Below are 16,696 nucleotides of genomic sequence, written 5' to 3' on the forward strand. Positions count from 1 at the left end.
GCAGCCGGGGATTTCCGTTGCAGTCGGCATAGCCGCGGCGAACAATCGAGGGATGCGAGCGATCTCTCCTTCGCACGTGGTGGTGCCGGGCGCGTGGCAGACCCCGGCGGGTGGCCGCGGCCTCGGGGCCGTGATCATCGCCGCGGCCGCCCTGGCGGTCGCGCTGCTCGCGGTGGCCGCGGTGCTGGTCGGCCAGGTGTTCGATCACGGCGCCGGCCCGATCAGGGTCGGGATGGTCGCGACCGTGACGCTGATCGGCGCGCTGATCACCGCGGTCACCGCGCGGTACGAGGGCGTGTCGCCGTGGGCGCAGGCGGCGGTGGTGCTGGCCGCGGTCATGGCCGGCCTGGCGGTGGTGCTCGCGGCGATGTGGCAGGTCGTCCACGCCCACCATCCGTTGGTCGCCGAGCTGTACCCGCTGACCGACGTCGCGGCGACCTACGCGCTCCGCGCTGGCGCGGTGGTGCTGGTGGCCGCGCTGGTGCTCGGGCGCGGCTCGACCGTCACGCCGCGCTGGCTCACCGCGATCGCGGCCCTGGCGATCGCCGACGTGCTCGCGACGGCGCTGTGGCTGCCGGTGTACGCGGCGTCGACGTCGCAGTCGGCGGAGCTCACGGCGGCGTTCGTGCGCGCGACGCTGGTGCCGGCGCTGGCGCCGCCGCTGGTGGTCGCGGCGATCATCGCCGGCGTCGCGACCTGGCGGCCGGGCTGGCTCCGCGCCGCGCGGTGGCCGCTGGCGGCGATCACTGGCTGGTTGGTGATGGTGGCGATCGGGGCGATCGATCTGGGCGGCACCCACGAGGACCACGCCGCGCAGCTGTACACGCAGTACGTGCCGGTGCTGATCGGCGGGTGGTGGTTCGCGATCATGACGATCGTCGCGGTCGCGCTCGCGCACATCCGGGGCCTGCGGCGCGCGCGCCGCGCGCAGCGCTCGGCGGCGATCCAGCGCGGGACCGTGGTGGTCGAGGCGCCGGCCAGCACGACGGTCGCGACGCTGCACCACCGCGGCTGGCTAGCGGGGCTGGCGCCGCAGTGCCAGGGCTTCACGCTGCGCACCGCCCATGGCGACCTCGCGGTGCCGGCGGGGGGCGACGTGGTCAGCCCGACGCCGCCCTGGGCCGCGCAGGCGGGCACCGGCGCGATCGTGCCGGCGCTGGGCGACGGCGACGAGGTCGAGGTCGCCGGGTTCACGACCGCGACCACCGGCGAGGGGCCGTTCCGGATGACCACGCGTCCGGTGCTCGGGACCCGGGGCGCGATCGTGTTCACCGCGCGGCGGCGCGACGAGCCGGTCGGCCGCGATCTGGTGCTGCGGGTGTGGCAGCCGTGCGCGGTGCTGCTGGCGGCCAGCGTGGCCGCGGCGCTGCCGGCGCTCATGGGCCTGCTGAAGTAGGCGGCGCAGGTCGCTCGCGCGGGCTGGGCGGGCGTACCGTCGCGCCGTGTCCGCGCAGTCGTACGAGCGACCGGTCGAGCACCTGACCGACCAGCTCGAGCTCGCGCGGTTGATGCTGGCGATCGCCGCGCGCGCGCGCCAGATGAGCGACCTGGCGAACGGCGACGACGATCTCGAGCTCGCGCGCCTGCGGACCGAGCTGACCCGGCGCGACCTGCACAGCCGCGCCCGCGCCGAGGCGTCGGAGCTGGCGCTGGTGCCGCTCGAGCGCTTGCGCCGCGCGTTCGACCTGCGGCCGACCGAGCTGCGGGTGCTGGTGCTGCTGATCGGGCTCGAGCTCGACGTGGCGCTGCGCGAGCAGGTGCGCGCGCTGATGGACGACGGCCAGCGGCCGCACCCCGACGTCGGGCTCCTGGCCGAGCTGCTCTACGTCGGGGCCGAGCGCACCCGCGTCCCCGACGAGCTGGGCCGCGACGGCAGCCTGGCGCGCCACGCGCTGATCCGCGTCGAGGGCCTGGCCGACACGCCGTTCGTGCTGCGGCGGGTGCGCGTGGCCGAGCGCGTGGTCGAGCTGGCGCACGGCAAGGACGTGCTCGATCGCGGGCTGGCGCGGGTGGCCGAGCTGGTGTCGGCGCGGCCGCGCGACGCGCTGGTGCTCGACGACGCGCAGTTCGAGGAGCTGTGCGGCCTGGTGCGCGCGGCGATCGAGCGCGACCGCGAGGGCGTGGCGCACCCGGTGCTGCTGCTGTCAGGGCCGGAGGGGTCGGGGCGCAAGGCGATGCTGGCGACGGCGGCGGCGCGGCACGGGCTGACGACGTTGCGGGTGCGGGCGCGGGCGCTGCCGAAGGACGAGGCGGGGCTGCGTGCGCTGGGCCCGGTGCTGCTGCGGGAGGCGGTGCTGTGGCGGGCGGTGATCGTGCTCGACGAGCTGGATCAATATGTGGCGGACGGGGCGGTCCGGATCGACGAGGCGCTGCTGGGCGGGGCGGCGGCGCCGGTGGCGGCGACGTGCGGGCGGATCACCGGGCGGCCGCCGCAGCTGGGGCGCGGGACGGTGGTGCTCGAGGTCGGCGTGCCCGGCGAGCGTGCGCGCGAGGCGCTGTGGCAGCGGGCGCTGCCGGCGGGGACCGACGCGGCGCTGGCGCGGTGGGCGGCGGAGCGGTACTTCGTGACGCCGGGGGTGATCGGGGCGGCGGCGACGGCGGCGGTGGCGAAGGCGCGGGCGCGGGCGGAGGCGGACGAGGCGCCGCAGGTGGTGGCGCCGGATCTGCATGAGGGGCTGCGCGGGGTGCTCGACGCGAAGCTGGCGACGTTGGGGATGCGGATCACGTGGCGGCAGACGTGGAGCGATCTGGTGCTGCCGGAGGAGGCGGTCGCGGAGGTGCGGGAGTTCATCGCGCGGATCCGGCACCGGCGGCAGGTCTACGAGGGGTGGGGGTTCGGGCGGAAGGTGGCGAAGGGGCTGGGGCTGTCGGCCTTGTTCTCGGGGCCGCCGGGGACGGGCAAGACGATGGTGGCGGGGCTGATCGCGGAGGAGCTGAAGCTGGACCTGTACCAGGTGGACCTGTCGAAGGTGGTGAGCAAGTGGGTCGGGGAGACGGAGAAGAACCTGGGCGAGCTGTTCGACGCGGCGGAGGCGGGGCACGCGATCTTGCTGTTCGACGAGGCCGACTCGCTGTTCGCGAAGCGGACGGCTGTGCAGTCGAGCAACGATCGGTACGCGAACCTGGAGGTGAACTACCTGCTGCAGCGGATGGAGTCGTACGCGGGGATCGTGATCCTGACGACGAACCACGAGACGTCGATCGACGAGGCGTTCCGGCGGCGGCTGTCGTTGCGGGTCGACTTCCCGGTGCCAGAGCCGGACGAGCGAGCGCGGCTGTGGCGGACGCTCTTGCCGAAGGAGGCGGCGGTGGCCGCGGACATCGATCACGACGCGCTGGCGGCGCGGTTCGAGATGACGGGCGGGTACATCAAGAACGCGGCGCTGCGGGCGGCGTTCCTGGCGGCCGACGAGGGCACGGCGATCGCGATGCGCCACCTGCTGCGCGCGGCCCGGTCGGAGTACCAGGCCATGGGCAAGGTCGTCAGCCAGCTCTGACCTGGGGCGCGCGGAATGAGCGGCGGTTAGGGCTCCAACCGGGTGCTTGTGATCCGTCCACGGCGTCGAGGCGCCCCAAGGGCGAGGCGCAACGACGAAGGGCTACTGCCTGTAACTCGAGGAGTTGGAACGAAGCCCACGGGGATGGATCGGCGGCGTGGCGGGTTCAGAATCATCCGGTCGGAGCACTAGCGCGCGTCGAGCGCCGGCCCGAAGCGCGGGCTGGTCATCGCGATCGTCATCGCGGGCGCCGCGCGGCCTGGCCCACCGCTCACGAGCTCGCCAGCGCCGCAGCCTTCCGGTCCTGGATCTGCGCGTAGGTCGTGTGCTGCTCGCCGTACGCCTTGCGCGCGATCGCGATCGCCGCGTCGTACACGCGCGTCGCGAGCCGGACGTTCCCACTCGCGAGGCACCGATGCGCGAGCTCGTCGAGCCGCACGATCGAGCTCGCACCACCCACGATGGTCTCGGGCATGTCACGCGACAACAGATCGTCGACGAACGCGGACGCCGCCCGCACGTTGTCGTCGTTGCCAGTTCCCGCCGACGCCTGGAACAAGTTCGAGAGGATCCAGTACGTGTACGGGTGCCACGCCCCGAAGTGATGCAGGCACAGCGTCAGCGCCTGGCGCCCGATGCCGATGCTCTCGCCGAGCTCTTGATCCTTCCAGGCGTCGCCCATCGCCCCGGCGAGCTGTTCGAGGAGCGCGGTCGCGTCGGCGATGGACCGCGCGGGCTCCGCGTCGGCGCCGGCCAGATCCAGCACGTGCAGCTCGTGGCCCGGCGGCGGATGCCGCGCGAACTCCCAGCCGCGCCGCTGTGCTTCCTCGAGCACGAGGTGCGCGAGCCCGTGCCGTCCGTCGAGCGGATCGACCAGCACCGGCCTCGCGGTCGGCGCTCGTGCGGCGAGCAGGTCGCACACCGCCGCGATCGTCTCGCCGCGCTCCACGAAGAGCTGGCCGTCGGCCGAGAGCACGCCCGACAGGGTGGTCGCGCCGGCCGCGCGCGGAAATCGGAGCACCAGCCACGGCGTCGAGGTCATCGTCGACGACGCTAGCAGATTCGCGATCGCACGACCTCATGGCGGAGCGGCGTCCCTCGTCGCGGGCACCACGACCTCCGCAGCGCGGACGAGCCACCAACCCGGACCGGTCGCCGGCCCGCCGCGTTCTGGTACGGTGCCCTCCGTGACGCCCACGCCGTACGGGACGCCGGCCGAGCACCTGCACGACCACCTGCGCCTGGCTCGGCTCGCGCTGCGGGCGGCGGTGCGTCGGCGCCAGCTCGGTGACCCCGCCCACTTTGCCGACGACGGTGAGCTCGCGGGCCTGCGCGCGGAGCTCGCGGACGGCCTCGCCCTCGTCGACGCGCGCGCCGCGGCGTCGGCGCCCGCGACCGTGCCGTTGCGGCGCCTGCAGGCGGTCTTCGGGCTGAGCCCGACCGAGCTGCAGGTGCTGGTGCTGCTGATCGGGCTCGAGCTCGATCTGCGGCTGCGCGCGCAGGTCCGCGCGCTGATGAACGACGGCCAGCGCCAGCACCCGGACGTCGGGCTCCTGGCCGAGCTGCTCTACACCACGCCCGCGCGCGCGCGCGCGTCCCCGAGGAGCTGGGGCCCGACGGCACGCTGGTGCGGTACGGGCTGATCCACCTCGAGGGCCAGGCCGACACGCCGTTCGTGCTGCGACGGGTGCGGGCGGTCGAGCGCGTGGTCGAGCTGGTGCACGGCAAGGACGTGCTCGATCGGATGCTGGGTCGGCTGGTCGAGCTGGTGCGGCCGCGCTCGCGCGACGCGCTGGTGCTCGACGACGCGCAGTTCGAGGAGCTGGTCGGCCTGGTCGGCGCCGCGCTCGCGTCGAGCCGACGGGGCGTGGCGCACCCGGTGCTGCTGCTGTCAGGGCCGGAGGGGTCGGGGCGCAAGGCGATGCTGGCGACGGCGGCGGCGCGGCACGGGCTGACGACGTTGCGGGTGCGGGCGCGGGCGCTGCCGAAGGACGAGGCGGGGCTGCGTGCGCTGGGCCCGGTGCTGCTGCGGGAGGCGGTGCTGTGGCGGGCGGTGATCGTGCTCGACGAGCTGGATCAATATGTGGCGGACGGGACGGTCCGGATCGACGAGGCGCTGCTGGGCGGGGCGGCGGCGCCGGTGGCGGCGACGTGCGGGCGGATCACCGGGCGGCCGCCGCAGCTGGGGCGCGGGACGGTGGTGCTCGAGGTCGGCGTGCCCGGCGAGCGTGCGCGCGAGGCGCTGTGGCAGCGGGCGCTGCCGGCGGGGACCGACGCGGCGCTGGCGCGGTGGGCGGCGGAGCGGTACTTCGTGACACCGGGGGTGATCGGGGCGGCGGCGACGGCGGCGGTGGCGAAGGCGCGGGCGCGCGCGGAGGCGGACGAGGCGCCGCAGGTGGTGGCGCCGGATCTGCACGAGGGGTTGCGCGGGGTGCTCGACGCGAAGCTGGCGACGTTGGGGATGCGGATCACGTGGCGGCAGACGTGGAGCGATCTGGTGCTGCCGGAGGAGGCGGTCGCGGAGGTGCGGGAGTTCATCGCGCGGATCCGGCACCGGCGGCAGGTCTACGAGGGGTGGGGGTTCGGGCGGAAGGTGGCGAAGGGGCTGGGGCTGTCGGCCTTGTTCTCGGGGCCGCCGGGGACGGGCAAGACGATGGTGGCGGGGCTGATCGCGGAGGAGCTGAAGCTGGACCTGTACCAGGTGGACCTGTCGAAGGTGGTGAGCAAGTGGGTGGGGGAGACGGAGAAGAACCTGGGGGAGCTGTTCGACGCGGCGGAGGCGGGGCACGCGATCTTGCTGTTCGACGAGGCCGACTCGCTGTTCGCGAAGCGGACGGCTGTGCAGTCGAGCAACGATCGGTACGCGAACCTGGAGGTGAACTACCTCCTGCAGCGGATGGAGTCGTACGCGGGGATCGTGATCCTGACGACGAACCACGAGACGTCGATCGACGAGGCGTTCCGACGGCGGCTGTCGTTGCGGGTCGACTTCCCGGTGCCAGAGCCGGACGAGCGAGCGCGGCTGTGGCGGACGCTCTTGCCGAAGGAGGCGGCGGTGGCCGCGGACATCGATCACGACGCGTTGGCGGCGCGGTTCGAGATGACGGGCGGGTACATCAAGAACGCGGCGCTGCGGGCGGCGTTCCTGGCGGCCGACGAGGGCACGGCGATCGCGATGCGCCACCTGCTGCGCGCGGCCCGGTCGGAGTACCAGGCCATGGGCAAGGTCGTCAGCCAGCTCTGATCCGGGGCGCGGTCGCGCCGCGATCTCTCTCGCGCCGCGCAACGATGGCGATCAGTGCGCTGGGTCAGCTATCCGCGATGACCTCGGCGACCAGCGCGGCGAAGGTCGCGGGCTGCAGCTCAGTCGCCCGCGACCAACCCGGCGACGCGCACGGCAAACGTCGCGGGCTGATCGAGGAACGGCCAGTGCCCGGCGGGGCTTACCTCGATCGTGGGGACCGCGGCCTCGGCCAGGAGCGCGCGCGAGCGTGGGCTGGCGCCGCCGGGGTGGCCGGCGACGTAGGTGAGCGGCACGGTCAGCGCGGCCCGGCGCCGGGCCGAGTCCTCGTCGCGCGACCACGCGACCAGATCCACCGAGTAGCGCCACAGCTGCGCTGGCGCCGCGGTGGCGAGGCGCTGGCCGTAGCCGGCGATGATCGGATCGGCGTGGGCCGCGAGCCGCGCGCTGACCTCGGCGTGGCCGTGCGCGACGTAGTCGGCGAGCGCGTAGCCGGCGATCTGGCTCGAGTACGTGCAGTCGGGGAGCGCCACGTTGCCGTCGACGTCGATCACCTGGGCGACGACCTCGGGCGCGCGCGCGGCCAGCGCGGTGGCGATGACACCACCCAACGAGTGGCCGATCACCACGACCGGCGCGGCCGGCGCCAGCCAGGTCGCGAGCAGCGCGGCGGTGGCGTCGATCGACGGCGGGCTCGCCCAGGCCGCGGCGCCGGCGTCCTCGAGCGCGCGCGCGCCGCCGTGGCCGGGCAGGTCGATCAGCAGGTGGGCGCAGTGGGCTAGCGCCGCCGCCGCGGTGATCGGCGCGAACGTCGTGGCCAGCTCGCCGAGGCCGTGCAGCCACACGATCGTCGGGCTGGCGGGGCCGGTCGTGGGGCCGATCCGGCGCACCGACCAGCCCCGGTCTCCGGTCGCGTGCGTCGTCGGGTTGATCACTGCGTCATGCTAGACGATGGACGGGGCGGCGTGGCGGCGCCGCGCACCGACCCGCCGCGGGCTCCGGCAGTGTGCGTCGTCGGGTCGATCACGGCGCCATGCTCGACGATGGCCGGGGTGGCGTGGCGGCGCCCCGATCTGCCGCGGGCTCCGGTAGTGTGGGTCGTCGGGTCGATCACGGCGCCATGCTCGACGATGGCCGGGGTGGCGTGGCGGCGCCCCGACCCGCCGCGGGCTCCGGTAGTGTGCGTCGTCGGGTCGAGCACTGCGCTATGCTGGCGCCATGAGAACCGTCGCCGTCGCCGTGGCCGCCACCGCCTTGCTCGCGTGTCATCAGTCCGAGGCCAAGCGCAAGCCGCTGCCGCCGGATCAAGCGGCCGAGCTGCTGCACGATCGGGTCTGGCTCGATCACGCGCCGCGCACGCCCAGCGATCGCTTCCAGCTGGTGATGTTCGACGAGACCGGCGGCGCGATCCGGCAGCACCGCACGATCTGGAAGGGCGACTTCGAGGTGTTCTTCCACGAGGTCGACGGCGGCGAGCTCGAGTACTTCCTGCCCGCGTCCGGCACCACCATGCGCTCGACCTTCCGGATCACGCCGGTCGACGGTCCCGACCACGCCGACCACAAGCTGGTCATCGACCACCCGCCCACCGGCCCCCGCGAGTACTTCGGCTGGCGGCTCGAGCGCGGTACCGCCGACGCGTGGCTCGCCAAGACCTTCGGCACGCCCGCGCGCTAGCCACCGCCGACCCGTCTCGGGCCAAGGCCCGAGTCCGCGACTTCGTGAGCGGCGTCTCCCGCGGATCGCGCGCGACGCCGCCTGGGTCTCGCTCGCGCCGTGGTCCAACGTCCCGCGAGACTGCGCCAGCTCGGCGCGTGTCGGTCGGGCGCCGCTGCTCCCGAGGGACAGCGCCAGTTCCGCGCGCGTCGGCCGGGCCCCGCTGTCGCCGAGGGACAGCGCCAGTTCCGCGCGCCTCGGCCGGGCGCCGCTGCTGACGAGGAACAGCGCCAGTTCCGCGCGCGTCGGTCGGGCGCCGCTGCTGCCGAGGGACAGCGCCAGTTCCGCGCGCGTCGGTCGGGCGCCGCTGTTCCTGAGAGACAGCGCCAGTTCCGCGCGCCTCGGTCGGGCCCCGGCCGCTCCCGGCCGCGTGGTCCGCGCTTGACAACGGTCGCGACCTGTCGCGTCATCCGGGGCGGTGGCGTGGTGCTGCCCCACGGCGCGCCGAGTTGAGCGGGCGCCTGGATAGCTTGCTGGGAGGGTGTGATGTCGCAGAAGTTCGATTCCTTGGGTGCGCTGCTCGAGTCAGCGTGGGTGGCGGCGCGGTCGCACGAGCCGGTCGTGGGTGCCGTGTCGGTCGCCGACGTCGCGGCGCTGCGGGTGCGGCTGGACGCCCTGGCGGCCGAGCGGGCGCGCGCGGATGCGGACCTGACCGCCGCCGATCGCGCCGAGGTCGAACAGGCGCTGATGACGATCTACGCGCGGGCCGGCGTCGTCGCGCTGGCGGCCGGCGACGAGGCGACCTCGGCCACGTGGCTCGCGGCGGCGCGCGCGCACGCCCGCGATGCCGATCAGCGCGAGCTGCTCGACGCGGCCCAGGCCTCGCCGGCGCGCTACCAGCGGCTCGCGCACGCGCGCTACCTGTTCACGAACGACCGCGAGCGCGCCGCGCGGAAGGTGTGCGCGGGCCTGGCGCGCGACCGAGCCGGTGACGCCATCGCCCGCGCCGCCCGCGCCGAGCTCGACGCGCCGCGGCCGCTCCGCGGCGACGGCCCCACCCTGGCGCGGTGGAACGGCTGCGGGGTCGGCTTCTACGGCCGCCGCGATCAGCGCGGCGACGGCTCGTACACGACCACGCACTGCGTCTCGGTCGCCTGGGTGCCCCTGCTGCCGATCGGCGCGTACGTGGTCACCGACGAGCCCGGTGGCTACCGGATCTTCGCGCGCGCGCCGTTGTCGACGTTCGCGCGGCTGGCGCGGCTCGCCGTGATCGCGGCCGTGGTGCTGGGCATCGGCGGGCTCGCGCTCCATCAGCACCTGACCGACCCGGGCCGGCTGGCGCGCAAGCGCTTCGACGCGGCGCTGGCGTCGACCGAGCGGGGCGATCGCGAGGCCGCGCTGCAGCGGCTCGATCGCGAGCTCACGGGGCCCGACTTCGAGCGCGTCGACGCGGATCGACGCGAGCGCGCCGGCGCCGCCGTGATCCGGCTGACGGCCGCCTTGGTGCCGACGCCGCTGGCGCCGGGCGATCTCGATCAGGCGCTGCGGGTCGTGCGCCGGTACCAGGCGCTGCCGGGGCCGGCCAAGGAAGGCCAGGCGCGTGAGGCCATGCTCGCCGCGCTCGATGGCTGGATGGCCGCGCTGCACGACGTGCCCGACGCCGAGCTGACGATCTTGCGCGAGGCGGCGGCGCTGGCGCGCAGCGGGCACGATGTCGGCCGCACGGCGGCGCTCGACGCACGCATGCTCACGCTCCGCCTGCAGATGGCGGCCGCGCTCGCCGAGGCCGAGCCGACCGAGGCCGTCGCGATCTTGATGGCTGCGCCGCGGACGCCGGAGACGACGGCCGCGGCCGGCAAGGCCCTCGCCGCGCTCGCGGACACGCCGGCGCTGCTCGACGACGCGTCGGGCGAGGTCGAGGCGTGGCTGGCCGCGGCGTCGCCTGACGATCCCGATCGAGCCAAGGTGAGCGACGCGCGCGACCGCGCGGCCGCCGCCCGGGCGGAGGCCGACGACGAGCAGCGCACCCCGGCGGACCTCGCCGCCGCGGTCCGGCGCCGCCCGTGGGATCAGCGCGCCGCGATCCGCCTGGCCGGGATCGACTTCGACGCTGGGCGGCTCGACGCGGCGGCGGCCCGGCTGCAGGCGTTCGGCGCGGCCGGCCAGCTGGTGCGCGATGGCCGGGTGATGCTCAGCCAGCTCGCCGCGGCGCGCGGCGACCTCGACCAGGCCGACGCCATCCTGACCGCGATGCTGGCCCCGCGGCTGCGCCGGTTCGTCGCGGCCGGGGGCACCCTCGACGAGGCGGCCCAGGAGGCCGAGGCGCAGGTGCGGGCCAGGTTGCAGCGCGACGACGTCCCGGGCGCGCTGCGGGCCAAGGTCAACGCCGCGGCGACCGACGCCGAGCGCAGCGACGCCGTGATGACGTGGATGCGCGAGCAGATCGAGGCCGCCCCTGCCGTGGTCAGCGCGCAGGCGGCCTACGTCGCGCTCGGCGACGTCGTCCCGGCGTCGCTCGCGCTGGGCACCTACAAGGTGCGCCGGGCGCAGATCGCCAGCGGCCCGGCTCGCGAGGCGTTGCTCGGCGAGGCGGAGCGGGTCTTCCTCTCGATCAGCGCTGCCGCCGAGGGCCAACCCGAGTTTCACCTCGGGCTCGGCGAGATCTACGCGCGCCTCGGCAAGGTCGACGAATCCGAGGCCGAGCTGCGCGGACTCCTGGCCAAGGCAGATCCGGTCCTGACCTTTCGTGTCGCGCAGCTCTACCGGGAGATCGGCAGCACCGCGCGCGCGACCGAGGTCGCGACGACGCTGTTCGCGACGGCGCCGACGGAGATACGGAGCGACGTCGCGGTCCTGCTCGCGCTCCTGACCGACGAAGAGGACGCGCGCGAGGGGTGGTATCTGAAGGCCGACCAGCGATCGCCGTTCGTGCAGTCGTCGCTGCTCGAGCTGGCCGCGGGGCGCATGCAGCGTGCCGGTCAGTGGGCGGCGTGCGCGGGCAAGTATGAGGAGGCGGCGCGGACCTGCCTGGCCACGGCGAACGCGTCGAACCTGGCCGGCTACAACAACGCCGCGGTCGCGTACTTGCACGCCTACGGTTGCTCGGGTGACATCGCCGACGTCGCCAAGGCCGAGGCCGCGATGGAGAAGGCCTACCGGGCAACCGCCGACGATCCGATCGTCGTCGGCAACCTGGCGGCCCTGTTGCGGCACAAGGCCGCGATCCGGGTGCTCGCGCGCCGGGTCGACGCGCGGCTCCTCAAGCTCGACGGCGAGACGGCGTTCGACGTGGTGACGGCGCTCGCGCGTGATGACCAGGCCGACCCGATCCAGGCGGAGCTGAGCGGGGATCCTGCCTGGCGTCGGGCCATCGACCTGGCCGCCCAGTATCAGATCCTCGCGCCGAACAACCCCGACGCCTACGCGGTGGTGCTGGGCGCGGCCGACTTCCGGCAGGACGCGGTCGCGGCCGCGGCCGTCGTCGACCGGATGCGGCAGGCGAAGGCGCTCGACACCAGCGACGCGGCGCGGGCGCGGGCGCGGGTCGAGCGCGGCGACGACGACGCCAAGTACGTCGAGGCCGCGACCACGCTGATCGACCACATGACGAGCGTCGTCGAGCGACCGCGCGTCGATCCCCGGACCGCGGCGCTGGCGCACGTGCTCCGCGCAGCGGCGCGTGGTCGGGTCGGCTGGCGCCGGGCCACGCCCGCCGACCTCGATGCGTGCCTGGCCGACGAGGCCGCGGCAACGCGGCTGTGGCCGGCGCTCGCGACCGGCACGGTCGCCGTCGACTGCGCGATCGACCGCATCGCGCTGGCGACGCCCGATGCCAGCCGGTGGCAACAGCTCCGACGGACGCGCGCGGCCGTCGACGTCGCCGCGGACCTCGCGACCGCCCGGGATCCCCTGTGGGCCGTCTTGACGGCAGCCCCGACCTGGACCGAGGTGGCCGCGCACGCGCGCGCAGCGCACGGACGCCCAGGGCTCGATGCCGTCAAGCTGGCGCTGCTCATCGACGATCCCGCCCTCGCCGCGCGCGCCAAGGCGTCACGGGCCGACCCGCTCGTGCGTCTCCGGCTCGAGTTCCAGCGCCTCTCGGATCCCACCGACCCCGCGGTCGCCCGCGATCTCGAGCTACTCGCCCGGTGAGCGGGTCGTGGCCACGGGCTCGCTGGGGACCGGCTCATGGGTCGTAAGTAAATTGAACTACTCGACTTTTCGACCGTGCCGGCGATGGCGGCGGTCGGGTCGGCGCTCGACGAAGCGGGCGAGCAGGTCGTGCTCGTTGATTTCTGCGCCGGCGAATAGGGGACAGGATCTACCCCTTCAACCAATTCTAATCATTTAGGAATTTCGACCTACCGCGTCGAAATAGGGGACAGGATCGTGGGTCGTAACCGTTTAGAACAACACACCTATTTGACTGCACCGCGTCAGAATGGCCTGAGGCGAGTTCATAAATCCGCCTACCGATTCGACCACGCATCGGGACCGACCCACCCCACGCGTGAATCAGCCTCGACGCGGTAGGTCGAAATTCCTCAGCGATCCTGCGGCTTTGAAGGGGTAGACCCCCTATTCTGACGCGGTGAGCTCAAAAAAACGGCCCTGATTTCAGGTGCCTGGATGGGTAGATCCGGTCCCCTTCAGCGGGGCTGGGCGGCGATCGTGAGGAAGTGATCGACGGCGGTGAGGAGCTCGCGGTTGCCGTCCTGGTGGTAGCCGGCGAGGGCGGCGGTCAGGTCGGGGAGGCGCTCGACGAAGCGGGCGAGCAGGTCAGGCTCGTTGATGTCGGCGGCGGCGAGGCCGTAGCCCTCCTTGGCGAGGTAGCGCGCGTTCATGATCTGCTCGAACTGACCGGCGAGCGGGATCGCGAGCATGGGCTTGTGCAGGAACACCGCCTCACCCATGAGCGTGAAGCCGCCGCCGGCGACCACGCCGGCCGCGGTCGCGAGATCGTCGATGAAGCCGGCCTCGCTGAACGGCCGGAACCGCAGCGCGCCGTCGTGCTCCTCGGTCGCGAGCCCCGGGCGCATGCCGTAGATCCGGCACTCGCGGCCGAGCGCGCGCAGCGCGGCCTCGAGCGCGGCGTTGGCGCCGGGCTGGTAGACCAGCAGGTGATCGCCGGGGCCGGGCGTGGCGGCGAGGATCTCGGGCCGCAGGATCGGCGGGAACAGGAACGTGTCGGCCTTGCGGATCGGCGGGCGGAAGAACGAGGTGATGTAGTACGCGTCGCAGAACGGCAGCTTCGACTTGATGAACGCCTTGGTCAGCTGGAACGTGACGCCGTCGTCGCCGATGATGTCGTCGGGCAGCGCGCAGCGGTGGATGATCTGCATGTTGTCGATCGACAGGATCGGCAGGCGGTGGTTCTTGGCGTAGAGGTGCGTCCACGACTCGAAGTCGCTGATGACCGCCTCGGGCTCGAACGCGCCGATCAGATCGAAGTACGCCCCGATGTTGTCGGGCAGCCCGAGCGCGCCGCCGACGACGTTGGACCACAGGGTCTTGCCACGGCGCACGCGGTTCTCCTCGAGGACCATGTGCAGGCCGTGGATGCGGTTGACGCCGTCGAAGCGCTTGCCGAGGAAGTCGACCGCGCGCCCCGAGGCCATGATCTCGACCTCGTGGCCGGCCGCGACCAGGTGCTCGAGCACGACGCGCGAGCGCATCGCGTGGCCCATGCCTTCACCCACCACGCCGTAGAGAATTCGCATCGGCGACGATACTATCCGGCATCGTGCGCCGACGGGTGTGGTGCGAGACTCTGGCCTTCGACGAGGTCGCGCGGCCGGCGTTGATCGCGGCGCTGCGCGCGCGCGGGATCGCGCTGGTGCTGGCGGTGCGACCGTGGCAGCTGGGCGAGGTCGACGCGCTGGTGCGACGGCTGCAAGCCGCAGGGCTGGTGGTGGCGCTGTGGCCGATGATCGACGACGCGGCCGGGCGCTGGGCGAGCGTGGCCTCGGCCACGGCCTTCCTCGCGTTCGCCGACGCGGTCGTCGCGACCGCCCCGACCTGCGACGAGCTGGTGCTCGATCTCGAGCCGCCGCTGGCGGAGCTCGAGGCGTGGAAGGGCGGGCGCCTCGCGCTGAGCGCGCGGCCGACGCCCGCGGCCTACCGCACCGCCCGCGCCGCGTACGTCGCGGCGGTGACGCGCTGGCGGGCGACGCGCCGGGTGTCGACCGCGGTGCTGCCGTTCCTCACCGTCGAGCTCGGCGGCGAGTGGCTGCAACGCCTGCTGGGCACGCCGGTGACCGCGCTGCCGGTCGATCGCCACAGCGTCATGGCGTACACGTCGCTCTACGAGGGCTGGTCGCGCGGGCTCGTCGGCCGTCGGCGCGCCGAGGCGCTGTTGACGGTGACCGCGCGCCTCGCCCGCCGCCGCTTCGGCCCGCGCGCCGCGCTCTCGCTCGGCTGCGTCTCGACCGGCGCGCTCGGCGACGAGCCCGCCTACCGCGGCCCCGACGAGCTCGCCCGCGACGTCGCCCGCGCCCACGCCGCCGGCATTGACGAGCTGACGGTCTTCGACCTCGGCGGCATGGTCCGCCGGGGCCCTCCCGAGCGCTGGCTCGACGCCATGGGGACCGGGTCTTTCCCTCCATGTGCATGAAATCTAAAATACAATTCGGCCTACCGCGTCACAGAAATCTGGGGGACGGGAGCCTGTCCCCATTTCTGACGCGGTGGGCCGAAATTCTCATGCGATTCTGGTGCATTGAAAGCGGAGACCCCTCCCATTTCTGACGCGGTAGGCCGAAATTCTCATGCGATTCTGGTGCATTGAAAGCGGCAGACCCCCCCCATTTCTGACGCGGTAGGCCGAAATTCTCATGCGATTCTAGTGCTTTGAAAGGGTAGATCAGGTCCCGATCGCGCGGGCGGCGATCCTGGCCCGAGACGTGCCCGACGATCGCGGAGGGCCATGCGAGGCTCGGCCCATGGCCGACCTCGCCTTCGTTCTCCTCCGCGACCCGTCCTACCCGGAGCCCGACCTCGTGATCGCCTCGGCGGGCTCGCTCGGGATCGAGCTCAGCGTCGACGCGCCGAGCGGCGACCTGCAGACCTTCACCTTCGGCGATGGTGGCGTCTTGTTCGTCGCGTTGATGCCGCCGCACCCCGACGCGCCGAACATGGCCTCCGGGCCGACCGCGGTGCCGCCGCCCGAGGCCACCGCCGCGCGCGCGCACCTCATGGTCACCGCGCTCGGCCTGACCGGCGCCGAGCGCGAGCGCGACACCCGCATGGCCGCGCTCACCGCCGCGGTCATCGAGCACGTCCCCGCGGTCGGCGCGATGCTCGGCCACGGCGTGGTGTTCCACAAGGCCGCGCTGTTCCGAGACATGGCCAAGCTCGGGGTCGAGCAGGGCGCGCTGCCCTCGGAGATCGCCGTCGACATCACCACCGCGCGCGAGTCCGAGGACCGCATGTCGTTCCTCAGCCACGGCATGGCCCGGTACGGCCGCGAGGAGATCTACGTGACCTGTCCGATCCAGGGCAAGGGCGCGCTCGATTTCGTGTTCGGCATGGTCCACTAACTCCTCAACGACCCTACGAAGCACCTGCCCACCGGCGACACCGTCGGGCGCTCCGCCACCGAACAACTCATCATCCAGCGCGTCCCCAACCCCACCGGCCGCGGCCCCGCCGTCATCCGCCTCGACCTCGCCAGCTAGCCGGCGGGCGTTGCGCGTCGACCGTCGAGCTGATCCAGTCGTTCAAGCAGGGGCGCTTCGCCGACGAGGGTCCCACGTGCATGGTGCGCGGCACCGCGCTACTCGGCGGTGCACTCCTTGGTGCTGGCCAGCTCGGCCTCGACCGCGGCCTTGACCCGGGGCTCGTCGGCCAGGGCCGCGGTCACCGCCGCGCGCCCGAGGCGCTCGAGGAGCTGGCCGTTGTAGTACTCGACGATCGCGGCCTGGTAGCAGATCCGGGTGTTCGCGATCACGTGGTCGAGCTCGGCGAAGTCGTCGGGCACCGCGCGGTAGGCGCGCGCGCAGGCGAGGTAGTGTTGCGCCGCGCTGGCCGGATCGGTGTCCTCGGCGGCGACGTCGTACTCGCGCTGGGCGTCGTCGAGCGCAGGCGAGCTCGCCTTGAACGCGTACAGCGCGCCCTGGCCCATCGCCGCGCACCCGAGCACAGGCTCGGACGCCGGCGCCGCGGCGGGCGGTGGCGCTGACGACGAACACGCGCCCGCGAGCACGAACATGCCGACCCACGCGACGCGGTACATCTGGTGAGCGTACCCGTCGGCGCCTCAGATTCCTGTGATCGCGGGAGGTCAAGCCGCTGGATTCGCGTG

12 protein-coding genes are annotated in these 16,696 nt (G+C 73.6%); 8 read left to right on the top strand and 4 right to left on the bottom strand.

Features of this window, described 5'->3' with window-relative positions; translation table 11 throughout:
• Positions 1 to 52: 52 nt before the first annotated feature.
• Together IPL61_29175 and IPL61_29180 are read left to right on the top strand one after the other, a co-directional pair.
• The gene (locus IPL61_29175) at positions 53 to 1,396 is read left to right on the top strand and encodes a hypothetical protein (GenBank protein ID MBK9035279.1); all 1,344 of its coding nucleotides are present in this window, start codon (positions 53 to 55) and stop codon (positions 1,394 to 1,396) included.
• A gap of 46 nt (positions 1,397 to 1,442) precedes the next feature.
• The gene (locus IPL61_29180; protein MBK9035280.1) at positions 1,443 to 3,497 is read left to right on the top strand and encodes an ATP-binding protein; all 2,055 of its coding nucleotides are present in this window, start codon (positions 1,443 to 1,445) and stop codon (positions 3,495 to 3,497) included.
• A gap of 271 nt (positions 3,498 to 3,768) precedes the next feature.
• Here IPL61_29180 and IPL61_29185 read toward each other — a convergent pair whose 3' ends face one another.
• On the bottom strand, positions 3,769 to 4,539 hold the full coding sequence (locus IPL61_29185) for a hypothetical protein (GenBank protein ID MBK9035281.1): 771 nt from the start codon (positions 4,537 to 4,539) through the stop codon (positions 3,769 to 3,771).
• Positions 4,540 to 4,684: 145 nt separating this feature from the next.
• Between IPL61_29185 and IPL61_29190 the strand changes: the two genes are divergently transcribed.
• Both IPL61_29190 and IPL61_29195 read left to right on the top strand, forming a co-directional pair.
• On the top strand, positions 4,685 to 5,140 hold the full coding sequence (locus IPL61_29190) for a hypothetical protein (protein ID MBK9035282.1): 456 nt from the start codon (positions 4,685 to 4,687) through the stop codon (positions 5,138 to 5,140).
• Positions 5,125 to 6,741, top strand: a complete 1,617-nt coding sequence (locus IPL61_29195; GenBank protein ID MBK9035283.1) for an ATP-binding protein — start codon at positions 5,125 to 5,127, stop codon at positions 6,739 to 6,741. Before IPL61_29190 ends, IPL61_29195 begins: the two co-directional genes overlap by 16 nt.
• 119 nt (positions 6,742 to 6,860) lie before the next feature.
• Here the strand turns inward: IPL61_29195 and IPL61_29200 are convergent, their stop codons facing one another.
• Positions 6,861 to 7,673 carry an alpha/beta hydrolase gene (locus IPL61_29200; protein MBK9035284.1) on the bottom strand — a complete coding sequence of 271 codons (813 nt, stop codon included), beginning with the start codon at positions 7,671 to 7,673 and terminating at the stop codon, positions 6,861 to 6,863.
• A gap of 283 nt (positions 7,674 to 7,956) precedes the next feature.
• Between IPL61_29200 and IPL61_29205 the strand changes: the two genes are divergently transcribed.
• Both IPL61_29205 and IPL61_29210 read left to right on the top strand, forming a co-directional pair.
• On the top strand, positions 7,957 to 8,415 hold the full coding sequence (locus IPL61_29205) for a hypothetical protein (protein MBK9035285.1): 459 nt from the start codon (positions 7,957 to 7,959) through the stop codon (positions 8,413 to 8,415).
• 600 nt (positions 8,416 to 9,015) lie between these two features.
• Positions 9,016 to 12,546, top strand: coding sequence for a hypothetical protein (locus IPL61_29210; protein ID MBK9035286.1), 3,531 nt, complete (start codon positions 9,016 to 9,018; stop codon positions 12,544 to 12,546).
• 497 nt (positions 12,547 to 13,043) lie between these two features.
• Here the strand turns inward: IPL61_29210 and IPL61_29215 are convergent, their stop codons facing one another.
• Positions 13,044 to 14,114, bottom strand: a complete 1,071-nt coding sequence (locus IPL61_29215; protein ID MBK9035287.1) for a teichoic acid biosynthesis protein — start codon at positions 14,112 to 14,114, stop codon at positions 13,044 to 13,046.
• A 35-nt stretch (positions 14,115 to 14,149) separates the two neighbouring features.
• Here IPL61_29215 and IPL61_29220 point away from each other — a divergent pair, with 35 nt between their 5' ends.
• Positions 14,150 to 15,007: a hypothetical protein gene (locus tag IPL61_29220; protein MBK9035288.1), complete on the top strand. Its 858-nt coding sequence runs from the start codon at positions 14,150 to 14,152 to the stop codon at positions 15,005 to 15,007.
• Between the two features lie 328 nt (positions 15,008 to 15,335).
• On the top strand, positions 15,336 to 15,932 hold the full coding sequence (locus IPL61_29225; protein ID MBK9035289.1) for a hypothetical protein: 597 nt from the start codon (positions 15,336 to 15,338) through the stop codon (positions 15,930 to 15,932).
• A 236-nt stretch (positions 15,933 to 16,168) separates the two neighbouring features.
• Here IPL61_29225 and IPL61_29230 read toward each other — a convergent pair whose 3' ends face one another.
• The gene (locus IPL61_29230; GenBank protein ID MBK9035290.1) at positions 16,169 to 16,627 is read right to left on the bottom strand and encodes a hypothetical protein; all 459 of its coding nucleotides are present in this window, start codon (positions 16,625 to 16,627) and stop codon (positions 16,169 to 16,171) included.
• Positions 16,628 to 16,696: the final 69 nt, after the last annotated feature.

It is taken from the genome of Myxococcales bacterium (assembly GCA_016717005.1).
GTDB lineage: Bacteria > Myxococcota_A > Polyangia > Haliangiales > Haliangiaceae > UBA2376.

Coding starts and splice junctions, on each gene's coding strand:
- IPL61_29175 (MBK9035279.1), top strand. CDS start 53: ATGCGAGCGATCTCTCCTTCGCACGTGGTGGTGCCGGGCGCGTGGCAG.
- IPL61_29185 (MBK9035281.1), bottom strand. CDS start 4,539: ATGACCTCGACGCCGTGGCTGGTGCTCCGATTTCCGCGCGCGGCCGGC.
- IPL61_29205 (MBK9035285.1), top strand. CDS start 7,957: ATGAGAACCGTCGCCGTCGCCGTGGCCGCCACCGCCTTGCTCGCGTGT.
- IPL61_29215 (MBK9035287.1), bottom strand. CDS start 14,114: ATGCGAATTCTCTACGGCGTGGTGGGTGAAGGCATGGGCCACGCGATG.
- IPL61_29225 (MBK9035289.1), top strand. CDS start 15,336: ATGGCCGACCTCGCCTTCGTTCTCCTCCGCGACCCGTCCTACCCGGAG.
- IPL61_29230 (MBK9035290.1), bottom strand. CDS start 16,627: ATGTACCGCGTCGCGTGGGTCGGCATGTTCGTGCTCGCGGGCGCGTGT.